This is a genomic window from Clostridium sp. AM49-4BH (assembly GCF_003478335.1).
Lineage (GTDB): Bacteria > Bacillota > Clostridia > Lachnospirales > Lachnospiraceae > Butyribacter.
On sequence record NZ_QUFB01000031.1, the window covers coordinates 1 to 16,224 of the forward strand.

A 16,224-nucleotide genomic window follows, 5' to 3' on the forward strand; every position below is an offset into this window, starting at 1 on the left:
CAGTAGCTAAAGCGGCCGCATTTTATGACTGATTTGTCAATAGTTTATTGCAAAAAAAATCCCACACCACATTTCTGTGATGTGAGATTTCCTTAACTTAATGCCATTGGGAATAATCCATCTGCCTTTTTCATATGTGTTAAATAAATCCATGATATTGTGAGGATGGTTATGCTTAATTATCTTTGGGGGTATATGATACTGATCGGTATTGGATTTGGCATACTGACCGGCGAGGTGGAGGCTCTTAGCAATGCGGCTATTGACAGTACAGGCGAAGCTGTAACAATGGTGATCACTATGCTCGGCATTATGTCTATGTGGACAGGATTGATCGAGATTGCCAAACGTTCCGGCCTGTTAGACCAGATCACCAGAAAACTGGACCCTGTCCTGCATTTTCTATTTCCACGCATTCCAAAAGATCATATTGCAAAAGAGTACATCAGCGCTAATATCGTTGCTAATTTATTAGGGCTGGGCTGGGCAGCGACTCCTATGGGACTGAAAGCTATGAAAGAACTGGCAAAAATAGAGCGGGAGCGTCTTTCTGATACAGGCAGACCGATCCGCAAGGCTTCCGATGAAATGTGCACTTTTTTGATCATTAATATTTCATCGCTGCAGTTGATTCCGGTCAGCACGATTGCTTACCGTTCCCAATACGGTTCCGTCAATCCTGCAGCCGTTGTGTTCCCTGGTCTGATCGCCACCACTATCAGTACGATCGTCGCTATTATTTTTTGCAGGATCATGTGCCGTAAGGGAGAAAAATAGGCGGTGCAGTTATGCACTGCCTATCCCCTATTCTACTCCTTACTTACGACAGAAAAATGGAGTTTTTTCATTATCCTGTTCCATACTTATGACATGAAACAAGTTTTTCCATCGTCCTACTCCATACCTACAACAGTAAAATCAAGCTTTTCTATCGTATCCTTGATGAGCGATTCATCGACGTCTTTGTATAGAGATACGACGGCTATTTTTTTATTCAGTTTCACTTTACAGATCACACCGTCCAGATCATTGACATGTTTCTCAATACGATTTTTGCAATTCTGGCAATGCATTCCTTCAATATGAACAGTAAGCTCTCGAAGCTTCGGACCATCCATCTTTTTCTTTGGTACCTTTTCCTTTGGTCCTCCACAACAGTCTCCTTCCCCTTTCATATGTTTGACTGTCGTACGGATTGCCGGGATCAAAATGATCACAATGATCACGATTGCAATCCAATTGCCCGATGCCTGTGCTGTCAAATAATTTACCATATTTACCACCTGGCCTTTCTAACTCTGCTATCTTTTTCCGCCCCCCAAAGCACCGCTGTTTGTAAAGAGGCATAACCATCCATCTGATCATATAGAGAAAAGACCGCCTGTTTTTTGCAAAACAAACGGTCCCATCACTATTTTTTCTGTTTTGTTTTCTTTGGCTTAGCTCCGCAATACTTTGTGCAGGAACCTGCCGAAGGACAGCCAATGCATCTTACACCCTTTTTCTTAGATTTGACAATATAAAAGATCGACACTCCTAAAATAAGCGCAATAACCAATATTGCGATCAGGTTTGCAATAATGCTTCCCACAATAACCATCCCTTTCTATTGATTCTATGAAATCTTCCACGCCGGAAGATATGTTGCCATATCTTCTGACGTCATGAAGTTTTCATATATATATTAATCTAATTGATATTCTGCATCAATAGCTCTGTTACCTTTGATGATCAGACTAACGATCACTGCCGCAAAGATAGCAATTGCGATCAATCCTGCGTAGAAACCAGGAGTAGAAAGAACTGCTGCAGGTCCTGAGACGATCATTGTACCGATCTGGTATACCAAATATCCAACTGTGAAGCCTGTTGCAAGCTGTAAGCAGATACCACCAAGCAGCCACTTACCACTCTGCATCTCAGAGTTCATAGCACCAAGTGCTGCAAAACATGGTGGTGTATAAAGGTTGAACATTAAGTATGCAAGAGCCGCCACTTTTGTCAATCTCATAACATCAGCTACCGCATTACCGGAACCTACTAATGCAAGCTCATCAGTATCGATGAAGTTTGTAATTGCAAAGCAGGTAGCGATTGTACCAACTACATTCTCCTTAGCTATAAATCCCGTGATCGCTGCTGCTGCAAGCTGCCATGATACAATTCCAACGACAGGTACTAACAGATAAGCAAACGGGCCGGCAACACTTGCCAGGATAGAAGTGCTCTCCTGTCCCTCTTCGATTGCCTGAAGATGCCAGTTAAAGGACTGCATCAACTGTACTACTGTATTACATACAAGGATTACGGTACCAGCCTTAACGATATACGCTTTACCACGATTTAACATAGATAAAACACCGATCTTCAAGCTTGGGATCTTATATTCCGGAAGCTCAATGATGAAGAATGACTTTCTATATTTCATACCGGTAACTGCTTTGATAAGCAATGCACCTAAAAGTATCAAAATAATACCAACGAAATACATCAATGGACCTACCCATTTTGATTTCGGGAAGAATGCTCCTGCAAACAATGCGATTACCGGCATCTTAGCGCCACATGGCATAAATGTTGTAAGCATCGCGGTTGTTCTGCGCTCACGCTCATTCTTAATGGTACGACATGCCATGACAGCGGGGATACCACAACCGGTACCGATGATCATAGGGATAACAGATTTACCGGAAAGACCTACTCTCTTAAAGATCGGATCCAGTACGACTGTTGCACGTGACATATAACCACAATCCTCAAGCAATGCGATAAGGAAGTACATTACCATTACGAGTGGAAGGAAACCAACTACGGCACCTACACCACCAATGATACCATCACAAAGCAGAGATACTAAGAATGCACTTGCGTTTGCTTTTTCCAAACTATCGGTCGCCCAACCCTGGAACTGTTCGATCCAGCCGGTCAGGATATCTGCCAAATATGTACCTAAAGTAGACTGTGAAATGTAGAATACTAAGTACATTACTACTGCAAAGATTGCAATACCGATTACAGGATGCGTGATAACGGAATCAATCTTATCTCCAATTGTCTTATCCTTTGTAAGCACTTTACGATTCTCTACTTCTTTCACAATTGCATTTACAAATGCAAAACGCTTTCTATCAGCAGCCTCTACCTCATCTTTGTCATGAAGATTCACATCACCCTGTACATACGGTGCTTTCTGACCTGCGCCCTCTAACTCAGCAGCCTGAGCAACAACTTCTTTCAGTCCCTCATCCGATGTGGATACTGTTTTGAGTACCGGACAGCCAAGTTTCTGAGACAACAGCTCTGTATTGATCTTTGTCTCTTTCTTCTCATTAATATCGCTCTTATTCAAAGCTACGACAACCGGAACACCAAGTTCCAAAAGCTGTGTTGTAAAGAACAAGCTACGGCTCAAATTGGTAGCATCTACGATGTTAATAATAACATCCGGATGCTCGTTCTTTACATAACCGCTTGTAATGCTCTCCTCTGATGTAAATGGTGACATGGAGTATGCACCCGGAAGATCGACTGCGATCAACTCTTTGGAGCCGTCGTAATACGCCTTCTTGATCTGGCTTTCTTTCTTATCAACGGTAACACCAGCCCAGTTACCGATCTTTTCATTTCTTCCCGTTAATGCGTTGTACATAGTGGTCTTTCCACTATTGGGATTACCGGTTAACGCAATTCTCATAACGAAACCTCCTTGTAAAATGACAAATTATCAAATTCTTTATATTAAAATAGCTTTCGCCAGTTCAATATCAATGTTGTATCTGGCGTCCTTGATTGAAACCACCAGATTTCTCCTTTTACGTGCAACGACAGTAATCGGCTCACCACTGTAGCACCCAAGTGAGAATAAGAATGCACTCATTTCATCATCGTTTGTTGCAATCTCTTTTACTACATATTCTTTTCCTTCTACTGCATCATTCAGAGTCATATGTTTTCCTTTCCGTTCCTGTCCTTCCTCGCACAATATAGTTCATTACTAACAGTAATCTGTTGTGACTTTCTTTTGTTAGGTCTATCTATTGTGCGAAAGTTGACACATATTTAGGTTAGCTCTATCTAACCCTATAATAATTTAATACAATCTTTTTCTTTTGTCAACAAAAATATAAATTTTTTCAAAAAGAAATAGAACAAATAGAACATAGAGTCGCTTGCGACTCTTTCGCGCTCGAGCGGTGCTGTTTACAGCTAACTTCTTCTCCGCGAGATGCGCATCCTCGCGGAGCGTTTTTTACTTTATAGGAAACGAAAAGTTTCCTATAAAGTAAAAAAGCTGCCTTACAAAGCGGCAGCTTTTTGAAGATAGGATTATAATGTCAAAATAGATCTTCCCATTCAAAACAACGAATATTTGTCCACATTCTGGAAATACGTTTATTTTGTTCATCGTCAAAACATTGCATGATCGCACTGCGCGTGATCACATCACGCGGCGGATAACCGGCAAACACCTGTCTGCGTTCCTCACCTACAGGCACTTGCAGCACATAGTCCTGTGAAGCATTCTCATCTTCTTCAGTAAAGAAATACCTTAACGAATATGGCACAGTATCCGTATCTTCATCTTCTGCACCATAACACCAGTCTGCGTATTCATAGATCAAAGGACTGTCACCACCGGAAATCACGGAAGTATAACCGATATAATACATATTCTTGATCACATTGTCGGGGCGGGACAAGAAATTTACAAAGGCTTCTGCAGCCTGCTGCTTCTTTGCATCCGACCGAACGCCTTTTTTAAGCATACACCAGCCGTCAAACCACAGATTCGAGGCTTCCTTCGGTACGGCAAAGCTCAGCTCAAGCCCATCTTCTTCCGCCTGATCCATGGTATACACACCATCACCGGACCACTGCATATTGGCAACGACTTTGCCGGTAACCATATCCGCTTTACCACTGTCTGTCTCCAGCGAATACGCATTTTCGCGCATATCTCCAAGGATCTCCTGAATCTCATCCACTGCTTTCACACTCGTATCATTCATTTCCTCAAAAAGACGATTCGAATAATCAGGAGCCTGTGTAAACTGCTTTGAAGACAGCTCCTTTTCTTTGCGGATTGCCTGCGCCACAATATAGGAATCTCGGATACTGTCTTTCATCGTGATACGTTTACGATATTTGGTATCCAACAACATGGACCAATGATCGGTATCTTTTTCATCCACTTCCTTTGGATTATAGACAATCCCCATTGTTCCCCACATATAACCTGCACCATACTTGGATAACTCTTCTCCGTCAATCTTTAACTCATCAAAACGTTTCCTTATATAAGGGGAAACTCCTTTCGCATAGTAGTTATCCGGATCCGAGGTGTCATAAAAACTGCTCGAAAACGGTTCCAATCGATGCTCTTTCATCAACTTCATGATCATATATTCTGATGGACAGATCAGATCAAAAGTATCTCCCAAAGTTAGCTGATTGTACAAATCTTCATTTGTGCCAAACGTGGAATATTCCACTTTGACTTTTTCACCGTATTTCTTTTCATACCATTGTTCAAACAGCTCCGTCATCTCTTCCTTTCCGAGAATTTTCGTGCCGTCCGCAAGCTCGATCGTCTCATCCTCAGACCAGCCGCCCTCATCAATGTATTCCTCCCAATTCGCCACGCGAAGTACTGTCACATCATCTTCCGACTGCTTTCCACAACCGACACACAATGCTGACAGCAAGAACAAAACACACAATGCAATTCCTTTTTTCACGGTTTTTCTACATTCCTTTCTACAATCGTTATACATTTATTCTGTCATTCTACATTTGTCGACTTTTTTAGATCTTTGCTGTTTATCACAACCACAAATAGCACCACCAGCAAAAATATTACCGTTGACAGCGCCCAAAGAGCCGTCTTGATCTCTGTCCGCGCTCCACGTGTCGCATTAACCACATACGTACTGATCGTATTAAACGTAGCAGGTTTGGTATACGTAGTTATGAAATAATCATCTAACGACAAGGTCACTGCAGTCATAAAGCCTGCCGCAATACCCGGTACCAGCTCCCGAAAGATTACGGTACGAAGTGCCTTTGCCGGAGTACAGCCAAGATCTAATGCCGCCATATACATATCCGGATCCATCTGCTTTAGTTTAGGAAGCACTGACAAATACACAAATGGCGTACATAATACCGTCTGTCCGACGATCAACGGAATATAAGTATCTTTATCGATCCCGGCAAAAACGATCAACAGTACACATATCGAAAATCCAGTCACAACATCCGAATTAACTACCGGTATCTGATTCATGAGTTCGATACTCATGCGTGTCTTTTTGGAAGAGTAAAAAATTCCTATTGCACCTAACGTCCCTAATATACTGGATAATACAGCTACCAAAAGTGCCAGAAAAACTGTGCCTATGATCATATCTGTCAGCTCTTTGGTCGTAAATAACGTGACATAATTATGCACAGAAAATCCACGGATTGATCCGATCATCGTCGACTTTGTAAAACTATACACCGCTAAGATCAAGATCGGCAGATACAAAAATGCAACGACAAGCATAAGCCACACTGTCTGTAATCCTTTCTTTTTCACAAAGCTGCACCTCCCCGCTGAATATCCGCATCATCACCGGTTATTTTGCCGGTGATCCAAGTGATGGCAAAAATAATGAGCAGCAGTACCATTGAGATCATAGAGCCGTTATTCCAATCATAGGTATTGAAGTAACTTCCGATCAGACTTCCCATGATATACGTACTGTTATACACCATGTCTAATACAACATAATTCGTCATTGCCGGCAAAAACACCATTGTCACACCGCTGATGATCCCCGGCATACTGAGCGGCAGGATCACCTTAAAAAACACCTGATGACGTTTTGCCCCAAGATCTGCTGCCGCCTCCGGCAGTGCGCCATCTAACTTCAACAGCACCGTATAGATCGGCAGGATCATAAATGGCAAAAAGTCATAGACCATGCACAGCACCGCATTAAACAGCGGGTGAAATGCCAAGTTACCCTCGATCAGGTTTAACACTTCTTTGAGTGCCGTGATACGAAGCGTAAAATTGATCCACATCGGCGTCACCAAAAGAAGCATCCATACACCACTTTTGCGAAATCCCCCTCTTGCCAGAATATACGCTGTCGGATACGCAATGAACAAACAAACGGTTGTCGTCAGCAATGCGATCACGAAACTATAAAATAACGTTCCTAATGTTTTTCCATTTGTAAAAAAATGTTGAAAGTTCTCTACGGTAAATTGTCCCTGTCCATCAGTAAATGCGTAATAAAGCACAACAAACAATGGCAGTACGACAAACAATATCAAAAACAGGATATACGGAATCCCTAACTGTTTTCTTGTAAAATGCATCTGTCTCCTCCATGAAATGATCACGCTACCAAGGTAGCACTAATAAATGATCACTCTGCTAATGTAACGCTGATGCCTGTATCCGGCACGACAACACTAACGTAATCTCCAATGTTCCACAAATATTCATCATATACAAAATACAACTCATCATTGCTTGAACGTACTTCATAACTATAATGATCTCCCATATAGATCAACGAATCAATATGCCCCTGTACCAAACCAACTTGTGGGTCATCGCTAAGCTGCGCCTGTCTTGGATTTATATAGACAACCACCTTGCGTCCCTCTGTCTCGATCGGATGACCGCTCTTATCATAAAGAACTCCATCCTGCAATGTCGAACCCGGAAAAAGCTTTGTCATATCCACTTTGATACTTCCATCCACCAGACGAATACGCATCGCATCATCGATCATGCCGATGAAATGATTTGCCTTTTCATTAAAATGCATCAAATGAATGCTATCCGGCAAGATATCAACGCCAACTTTCGTTCCCTTGGCAATATCTCCGGAAGCCTGAGCGACAATCTCATCTTTCTCATTGTGCAGGACCGTGATCTCATGAAAGGTTCCTTTAAATATAGAAGACAGCACCTCGCCCTGAAGTTTTCCCTTGCCGACCTCCGTCAAAACAACGTCTTCCGGACGGATCACCGCCTGTACACGCAGTCCCTCTTTAATGTCATCCACACAATCAAACTCTGTTTGGCAGAAAGAGACCTTCTTGTGCCCTGTCATAACACCGTTAAAGATATTGCTTTCTCCGATAAAATCCGCTACAAAAGCATTCTTTGGCTCATCGTAGATCTCCTCCGGCGTACCAACCTGCTGAATCTCACCATTGGACATGACAACGATCTTATCCGACATGGTAAGTGCTTCCTCTTGATCGTGCGTCACAAAAATAAATGTGATGCCAAGTTGTTCATGCATTAATTTCAGCTCCAGCTGCATCTCTTTGCGCATTTTGTAATCCAATGCGCCAAGCGGTTCATCCAAAAGCAAGATCTCCGGCTCGTTGACGATCGCACGTGCAATCGCCACACGCTGCTGCTGACCACCGGATAACGTATGCACCCGGCGCCTTTCAAAGCCCTCCAGATCCACCACATCTAATACATGGCGCACCTTCTCGTCAATGACATCTTTGGGTAATTTCTTTAGCTTGAGGCCAAACGCAATGTTGTCATATATATTCAAATAAGGAAATAACGCATATTTCTGAAATACGGTGTTGATCGGACGCTCATTGGGTGGCAGTTTACTGATATCCTTACCGCCCAGCAATATCTGACCGGACGTCGGCAGCTCAAATCCACCGATCATTCGCAGGATCGTCGTCTTGCCACACCCGGACGGACCTAATAACGTTACAAATTCACCTTTTGCGATCGATAAAGAAACATTATCAACGGCGGCAGTGTCCCCCTCATAACATTTGGAAATATTTTTTAATTCAATAATGTAATCTCCCATAGTCATCCTCCACATGCATAATCTAATGGAATATTACTCTAGTATCCTGCGAAGGTCAATATTTTATGGGGAATTTTCTCCAGTTTTTTGTCCGAATATCCACTCTTTTTTCCATTGCAAAATATGCAGAAATGAGATAAAATATTTCATAGCGAGCGGTTGCCGGGCCGCAGTATATTTTTTGCGGATCCCACACTTAAGATCCACATATTCTTCCGGTAATACTTAAATCAAGAAAGGACGAAATAATATTATGAACAACATGCCTAAAATGAAAATTGGTATTGTAGCTGTGAGCAGAGACTGCTTCCCAGAGTCACTCTCTGTCACAAGAAGAAAGAACCTTGTAGAAGCTTACAAGGCAAAATATGATGAGGCTGACATTTATGAATGTCCTGTTTGTATCGTTGAGAGCGAGATCCACATGGTACAGGCCTTGGAGGATATTAAGAAAGCCGGATGTAACGCACTTTGCGTATACCTTGGTAACTTTGGTCCGGAGATCTCTGAGACATTACTTGCAAAACACTTTGATGGACCTAAGATGTTCGTAGCTGCTGCAGAAGAGACATCCAAGGATGGCGGCCTGGTACAGGGTCGTGGTGATGCTTACTGCGGTATGTTAAATGCAAGCTATAACTTAAAGCTTCGCAATGTAAAAGCTTATATCCCAGAGTATCCGGTAGGAAACGCTGAGGAATGCGCTGATATGATCCATGAGTTCGTTCCGATTGCAAAAGCAATCTACGCTTTGGATCACTTAAAGATCATCAGCTTTGGTCCTCGTCCATTGAACTTCTTAGCTTGTAATGCTCCTATCCAGCAGCTTTACAACTTGAATGTTGAAATTGAAGAGAACTCTGAGCTTGACTTGTTTGAAGCATTCAATAACCATGCCGGAGATGCTCGTATCCCTGATGTTGTTAAGGATATGGAAGCAGAGCTTGGCGCAGGCAACAAGAAACCTGAGATCCTTGAGAAACTTGCTCAGTATGAGATCACTCTCCTTGACTGGATCGAGGATCACAAAGGATACCGTGAGTTCGTTGCGATCGCCGGTAAATGCTGGCCTGCATTCCAGACACAGTTTGGTTTCGTTCCTTGCTATGTAAACAGCCGTCTGACAAAGATGGGTATCCCTGTTTCCTGCGAAGTTGATATCTATGGTGCATTGAGTGAGTTTATCGGAACTGTTGTCAGCAACGATGCGGTTACTCTTCTCGACATTAACAATACTGTTACACCGGATATTTACGAAGAAGATATCAAGGGCAAATTCGATTACACATTGAAAGATACTTTCATGGGATTCCACTGTGGTAACACAGCTTCCACAAAGCTTTCCTTCTGCGAGATGAAGAACCAGATGATCATGGCTCGTTCTCTTCCGGAGGAGGTTACAAACGGAACTCTCGAGGGAGACATTGTACCTGGAGACATCACTTTCTTCCGTCTGCAGAGTACTGCTGATGCAAAACTTCGTGCTTACATCGCACACGGTGAAGTTCTTCCGGTTGCAACTCGTTCCTTTGGTGCGATCGGTATCTTCGCAATCCCAGAGATGGGTCGTTTCTACCGTCATGTATTGATCGAAGGCAACTACCCTCATCATGGTGCTGTAGCATTCGGTCATTATGGAAAGGCTCTTTACGAAGTATTCAAATACATCGGTGTTGATGTAGATGAGATCGGCTTCAACCAGCCTAAGGGAATGCTTTACAAGACAGAGAATCCATTTATGTAATCTGATCCTTACAATAATATAGTAACATTTATAGGAAAGACACACTGTTTCGGCAGCGTGTCTTTCCGTGTAAAAATACAAAACATTTTAACCGAAGGAGGTTTCATATGAACTATTTAATTGGTATTGATTTGGGAACATCCTCAACCAAAACCGTACTTTTCGATGAAAAGGGAGAAGTAATTGCTTCCGCAAGCAAAGACTATCCTTTGTACACACCACACAACGGCTGGGCAGAGCAGAAACCGGAAGACTGGCGTGATGCTGCGTTAGAGACGATCACAAAAGTCGTAAAAGATTCCGGTGTCGCTGCAGATGATATCAAGGGTCTTGGTATCTCCGGTCAGATGCACGGTCTTGTCATGCTCGACGAGCAGGGCGAGGTGATCCGTCCTTCCATCATTTGGTGTGACCAGCGTACCGAAAAAGAATGTGAAGAAATGACAGAAAAAGTTGGCGCTGAAAAGTTGATCGAGATCACAGCCAACCCTGCCATGACAGGATTTACTGCTTCTAAGATTCTGTGGGTTCGTAATAACGAGCCTGAAAACTACGCAAAATGTAAACACATTCTTCTGCCAAAGGATTATGTTCGTTACATCTTGACCGGTGAATTTGCAACAGAGGTTTCTGATGCTTCCGGTATGCAGCTGTTGGATGTACCAAAACGCCAGTGGTCTGATGAACTTCTTGAGATCTTAGATATCGACAAGAGTCTTCTTGCAAAAGTATATGAATCTCCGGAAGTAACCGGAACGATCTTACCAGAGATTGCTGCTAAGACAGGTCTTTCTACTTCTACTGTTGTCGTAGGTGGTGCCGGCGATAATGCTGCCGCTGCTGTAGGTACCGGCGTCGTAGAGGACGGTAAAGCATTTACCACGATCGGTACAAGTGGTGTCGTTTTCGCACACAGCAACAACATCTCTATTGATCCTAAGGGTCGTGTACATACTTTCTGCTGCGCTGTTCCAGGTGCATGGCATGTTATGGGTGTAACACAGGCTGCCGGATATTCCCTCGCTTGGTTCCAGGAAAATATCGGAACAGAGTATGCTCGCAAGGCAAAAGAGCAGGGATGCGGTGCTTTTGATCTGATCAATGCAGATGTACAGAAAACTCCGATCGGAGCAAACCGTTTGATCTACCTCCCATACTTAAATGGTGAGAGAACGCCTCATGTCGATCCAAACTGCCGTGGCGTATTCTTCGGTTTATCCAGTATGCATACAACCGCTGATATGGCTAGAGCCGTAATGGAAGGTATTCAGTACTCTTTGACAGACTGCAACGATATCATCAAGGAAATGGGAATCGAAGTTTCTGAAATGATGGCTTGTGGCGGCGGTGCCAAGAATGCCGTTCAGCGTCAGATGATGGCTGATATGTTTGGCTGCGACGTTAAGACCGTAACCGCAACAGAAGGTCCTGCTCTCGGTGTTGCTATTCTTGCCGGTGTTGGTGCCGGACTGTACGAAAGCGTAGAATCCGCTTGCCGTCAGATGATCCACACTGATCCTGCGAAGGAATGCCATGCTGATCCAAAGGCAACAGCAGAGTATGATAAGTATCATCAGATCTACAAGAATCTATATACATGCTTAAAGGATCAGTTCCAAGAGTTAGCAAAACTGTAATTGCCCGGTAATAAAACCACAATTACTATTGTATAAACACACGATTTCATAAGGTGTCAAAATATAATTTGGCACCTTATTTTTAAGGAAAATTGAAACGGCGAAAGATGCAATATCATCTTTCGCCGTTTTTTAGCCGTTTATAATTCCTTAAATTGCATGAAGATTTTTTAAGGATATGTCCATAATCGGTGCAGAATGTGTCAATGCTCCACTTGAAACATAATCCACACCAACATCGATCATATTCTGAATATTTTCTTTGGTAACATTGCCGGAACATTCGGTCAACGCTCTGCCATCAATGATCCGGATGGCTTCTTTCATCTGTTCCGGAGACATGTTATCCAACATAATAATATCAGCGCCCGCTTCTACCGCTTCCTTTACCATGTCCAAGTTCTCAACTTCCACCTCGATCTTATGCACGAAAGATGCGTATTCTTTCGCCATCTTGACCGCTTTCGTAATGCTTCCTGCTGCGCCAATGTGATTGTCCTTCAACATAACACCATCTGAAAGGTTAAAACGATGATTGCTGCCGCCACCTACTTTCACAGCATATTTTTCAAAAATGCGCATATTTGGTGTGGTTTTGCGGGTATCTAACAATGTCGTGCCACTGCCCTCTAACATCTTGGCAATGGATCGTGTATACGTAGCAATACCGCTCATGCGCTGCAAGTAATTTAATGCTGTTCTCTCTCCGGACAGCAATGCACGAATATCTCCAGTAACAACGGCCATTAACTGACCCACTGTAACTTCATCGCCATCTTCCACACGCATATCAAAGCTTACCGTATCATCTAACAATTCAAATACACGTTTAAACACACCAAGTCCGGCAATAACGCCATCCTGTTTACAGATCAACTGCACCTCGCCCTTCTGGTACTCCGGCATCACACAATTCGTAGATAAATCTTCGCTTGTAATATCTTCCTCCAATGCCATGCGGATCAATCGATCAGCATTGACACGATATGTAATCGGATCTTTCATCTCATCCTCCTGTCTATCATCTGTTGCTTCGTCTCTATCAACTTCCGGCAACCCTGCTATAAATGTCATCACATCATTGCTGCCCGACCTGCAACATCATTGCTTGGTTTCTAATGTCGTTTCTTCTCTGCCTCGATTTCCTGCAAAACCACATCTTTATAATGTTGCTGCAAGCCTTTCAAGTCCTTATATTTTGCTTCATCAACCGGAGAACCATCCATGATCTGCTCCCAGTCGGTATCCGGCAAAAGTTCCTTAATCTGGACTGCTGCACGCTCTGCAAATACCATAGATTCTAACAAGGAATTGCTGGCAAGACGATTCTTTCCATGTACGCCATTGCAGGATGTCTCACCGACAGCATACAAACGGTTCATGCTTGTCTTACTCTCATGGTCTACATGTATTCCGCCCATGAAATAATGCTGCGCGGGAACAACCGGAATACATTCTTTCGTCGGATCATATCCCTCTTCCAAACACTGCTGCATAATATTTGGAAAATGACTGCGGATCTCTTCCTCCGGTATCTTTTCCATGGAAAGCCATACAAAAGGCGTTCCATCCTTTTTCATTTGTTTATGAATCTCCGCTGTCACTACATCTCGTGGCTGCAATTCATCACAAAATCTCTGCTTATTTTTGTCAAGCAGTATTGCACCTTCTCCTCGAACCGATTCAGAAATAAGAAATCTCCGTCCCGGCTTCTCGGAATATAACGTTGTCGGATGGATCTGAATATAGTCAATATGTTCCATCTCTATCCCATGACATAATGCGATTGCAAGCGCATCACCGGTAATATGCCGGAAATTTGTCGAGTGCTGGTACAAACCGCCAAGACCACCGCTGGCAAGAACCGTAAACTTTGCATACATCTCCCGCAAAGTTCCATCTGACATTTTCGCTACAATCCCGGCACATCCTGACTCATTCTCTATAATATCGATCATCGTCGTATGCTCTAAGATCGTAATATTACTGCGTTCTCTGACCCTTTCCAACAAAGTGCTGGTGATCTCCTTGCCGGTAATGTCTTCATGAAACAGGATGCGCGGTCTTCCATGTCCACCCTCGCGGGTAAACACCAATCCATTGTCATCTCGTTCAAAATCTACGCCATAACCGAGCAACTCCTTAGCGATCTGCCTCGAAGAACGTATCATGATCTCTACAGATTTCGGATCGTTCTCATAATGGCCTGCCCGCATCGTATCTTCAAAATAGCCGTCATAGTCCTCTTCGTCACGCAGCATACACATTCCCCCCTGCGCTAAAAAAGAATCACTCCGATCAACTTCATCTTTGGTTATCATACATATTTGCAGTTCTTTCGGAAGATGCAGCGCATGATACAATCCTGCAGCACCCGTCCCGACAACAACTACATCTGTCTTTATTTTTTCCATTGTCCACCTATCTTTTGGTTGTTTTTAGGCTCATTATAGCATACTTGCGCACACCTTAAAAGCGGAAATCTCTTTTCCCATCATTTAATTCAGACAAATATTCCATTGCCTTGGCACGTACCTTCTCATTTGGTACTTTTAAGATTTCTTTTGCGATCAATTCTTCACCAATTTTCTTTGTCTCCGGCGATGCATAATCTTCCAAATATTCTTTCAGAGTCATTAACGCATTAGGGTGACAGCAGTTTACAATCTGTCCTGACTTCAAAAGAGACATGAAACGGTCACCGGTACGCCCCGCACGATAACAGGCAGTACAAAAACTTGGTACATAGCCAAGCTTCATCAGCCAATTAACTACCTCATCCAGACTTCTTGTATCACTCACATCAAACTGCGCTGAACTGTCATCACGCACCGGCTCTGTATATCCGCCGACACTCGTACGGGATCCTCCACTGATCTGAGAAATACCAAGTTTCAACACTTTTTCACGTGTGCGCTGTGACTCGCGTGTTGATACGATCATTCCGGTGTATGGTACCGCAATACGGATCACCGCAACGATCTTTTCAAAGATCTCATCCGGTACTGCATTGCTAAAGTCTGCAGTGTCAATGTCATCTGCCGGACAGATACGCGGTACGCTGATCGTATGCGGGCCAACTCCCTGTGCTGCTTCCAAATGTTCCGCATGCATCAAAATGCCGACCAATTCATACATATAGCCCTCCAGGCCAAACAATACACCCAGTCCGACATCATCAATGCCACCTTCCATAGCTCGGTCCATCGCCTCTGTATGGTAAGCGTAATCATGCTTTGGTCCGGTTGGATGAAGCTGTTCATAAGATTCTTTGTTGTATGTCTCCTGAAACAGGATATACGTTCCAATGCCGGCATTTTTTAATTTGGTATAATTTTCTACAGTTGTAGCAGCAATATTGACATTCACACGACGAATGGCGCCATTCTTATGCTTAATGCTGTAGATGGTTTCAATACTTTCCAAGATATATTCCAGTGGATTGTTGACCGGATCCTCGCCCGCTTCGATTGCGAGACGCTTATGTCCCATATCCTGCAATGCGATAACCTCATCACGGATCTGCTCCTGAGTCAGTTTGATACGAGGAATATGCTTATTTTTGTGATGATACGGACAATAGGTACATCCATTGACACAATAATTTGACAAATACAGTGGAGCAAACATGACAATACGCTGTCCGTAAAACTTTTCTTTGATCTCCATTGCTAATTTTGTAATCTCTTCATTAACTTCCGGAATGTCACACTGCATTAACACAGCCGCTTCCTTATGGCTGATACCCTTTGCCAGTTTTGCCTTATCGAGGATCTGCCGAAGAAGCTCCTTGTTATTTTTATTCTTCTCGGCATAATCGAGAGACTCTAAGATTTCTTCGTGATTGATAAACTCTTCTGCTTTTAATGATTTTGGGTCGTAACTATAACTACTCATTTCCTCATCCTCCATTACGAAAAGACACCTCATACCAAAGGCATGAGGCGTCTTTTTTGCATTATTAAGCACTGTACACTTCCTCGTATAC

The 16,224-nt window shown here is 43.1% G+C and carries 14 protein-coding genes; 3 read left to right on the top strand and 11 right to left on the bottom strand.

The genetic code is table 11. The features are described from left to right. The first annotated feature begins 171 nt into the window (after window positions 1-171). On the top strand, window positions 172-777 hold the full coding sequence (locus DW981_RS09540; protein ID WP_118507545.1) for a nucleoside recognition protein: 606 nt from the start codon (window positions 172-174) through the stop codon (window positions 775-777). Between the two features lie 116 nt (window positions 778-893). Here DW981_RS09540 and DW981_RS09545 read toward each other — a convergent pair whose 3' ends face one another. The 8 genes from DW981_RS09545 to DW981_RS09580 form a co-directional block, all read right to left on the bottom strand. Beyond that, on the bottom strand, window positions 894-1,274 hold the full coding sequence (locus tag DW981_RS09545) for a heavy-metal-associated domain-containing protein (protein WP_118507546.1): 381 nt from the start codon (window positions 1,272-1,274) through the stop codon (window positions 894-896). A 137-nt stretch (window positions 1,275-1,411) separates the two neighbouring features. After that, window positions 1,412-1,591, bottom strand: coding sequence for a FeoB-associated Cys-rich membrane protein (locus DW981_RS09550; RefSeq protein ID WP_243034709.1), 180 nt, complete (start codon window positions 1,589-1,591; stop codon window positions 1,412-1,414). Window positions 1,592-1,684: 93 nt separating this feature from the next. After that, window positions 1,685-3,694 carry a ferrous iron transporter B gene (locus DW981_RS09555; RefSeq protein ID WP_118507547.1) on the bottom strand — a complete coding sequence of 670 codons (2,010 nt, stop codon included), beginning with the start codon at window positions 3,692-3,694 and terminating at the stop codon, window positions 1,685-1,687. A gap of 39 nt (window positions 3,695-3,733) precedes the next feature. Beyond that, complete coding sequence (locus tag DW981_RS09560) at window positions 3,734-3,946, bottom strand: FeoA family protein (RefSeq protein ID WP_022026138.1); 213 nt, start codon at window positions 3,944-3,946, stop codon at window positions 3,734-3,736. Window positions 3,947-4,334: 388 nt separating this feature from the next. Further along, entirely contained in the window at window positions 4,335-5,738 is a 1,404-nt protein-coding gene (locus tag DW981_RS09565) for an ABC transporter substrate-binding protein (protein WP_243034710.1), read from the bottom strand. Between the two features lie 44 nt (window positions 5,739-5,782). Then, window positions 5,783-6,580 (bottom strand): ABC transporter permease subunit, encoded by a 798-nt coding sequence (locus DW981_RS09570; protein WP_347474557.1) that lies wholly within the window; start codon window positions 6,578-6,580, stop codon window positions 5,783-5,785. Beyond that, complete coding sequence (locus DW981_RS09575; protein ID WP_118507549.1) at window positions 6,577-7,371, bottom strand: ABC transporter permease; 795 nt, start codon at window positions 7,369-7,371, stop codon at window positions 6,577-6,579. Before DW981_RS09575 ends, DW981_RS09570 begins: the two co-directional genes overlap by 4 nt. 50 nt (window positions 7,372-7,421) lie before the next feature. Beyond that, the gene (locus DW981_RS09580; protein WP_347474558.1) at window positions 7,422-8,855 is read right to left on the bottom strand and encodes an ABC transporter ATP-binding protein; all 1,434 of its coding nucleotides are present in this window, start codon (window positions 8,853-8,855) and stop codon (window positions 7,422-7,424) included. 253 nt (window positions 8,856-9,108) lie between these two features. On the opposite strand from DW981_RS09580, the gene DW981_RS09585 reads away from it, so the two are divergent. Both DW981_RS09585 and xylB read left to right on the top strand, forming a co-directional pair. Beyond that, window positions 9,109-10,599: an L-fucose/L-arabinose isomerase family protein gene (locus DW981_RS09585; RefSeq protein ID WP_022026133.1), complete on the top strand. Its 1,491-nt coding sequence runs from the start codon at window positions 9,109-9,111 to the stop codon at window positions 10,597-10,599. 107 nt (window positions 10,600-10,706) lie between these two features. Beyond that, window positions 10,707-12,236 carry a xylulokinase gene (gene xylB / locus DW981_RS09590; protein ID WP_118507551.1) on the top strand — a complete coding sequence of 510 codons (1,530 nt, stop codon included), beginning with the start codon at window positions 10,707-10,709 and terminating at the stop codon, window positions 12,234-12,236. A 150-nt stretch (window positions 12,237-12,386) separates the two neighbouring features. Here xylB and nadC read toward each other — a convergent pair whose 3' ends face one another. From nadC to hydG, 3 genes are all read right to left on the bottom strand, one after another. Further along, window positions 12,387-13,241 carry a carboxylating nicotinate-nucleotide diphosphorylase gene (gene nadC, locus DW981_RS09595; RefSeq protein ID WP_118507566.1) on the bottom strand — a complete coding sequence of 285 codons (855 nt, stop codon included), beginning with the start codon at window positions 13,239-13,241 and terminating at the stop codon, window positions 12,387-12,389. Window positions 13,242-13,351: 110 nt separating this feature from the next. Continuing rightward, window positions 13,352-14,650 (bottom strand): L-aspartate oxidase, encoded by a 1,299-nt coding sequence (locus DW981_RS09600; protein ID WP_118507552.1) that lies wholly within the window; start codon window positions 14,648-14,650, stop codon window positions 13,352-13,354. 55 nt (window positions 14,651-14,705) lie between these two features. Beyond that, window positions 14,706-16,133 carry a [FeFe] hydrogenase H-cluster radical SAM maturase HydG gene (hydG, locus tag DW981_RS09605; RefSeq protein ID WP_243034712.1) on the bottom strand — a complete coding sequence of 476 codons (1,428 nt, stop codon included), beginning with the start codon at window positions 16,131-16,133 and terminating at the stop codon, window positions 14,706-14,708. Between the last annotated feature and the right edge of the window lie 91 nt (window positions 16,134-16,224).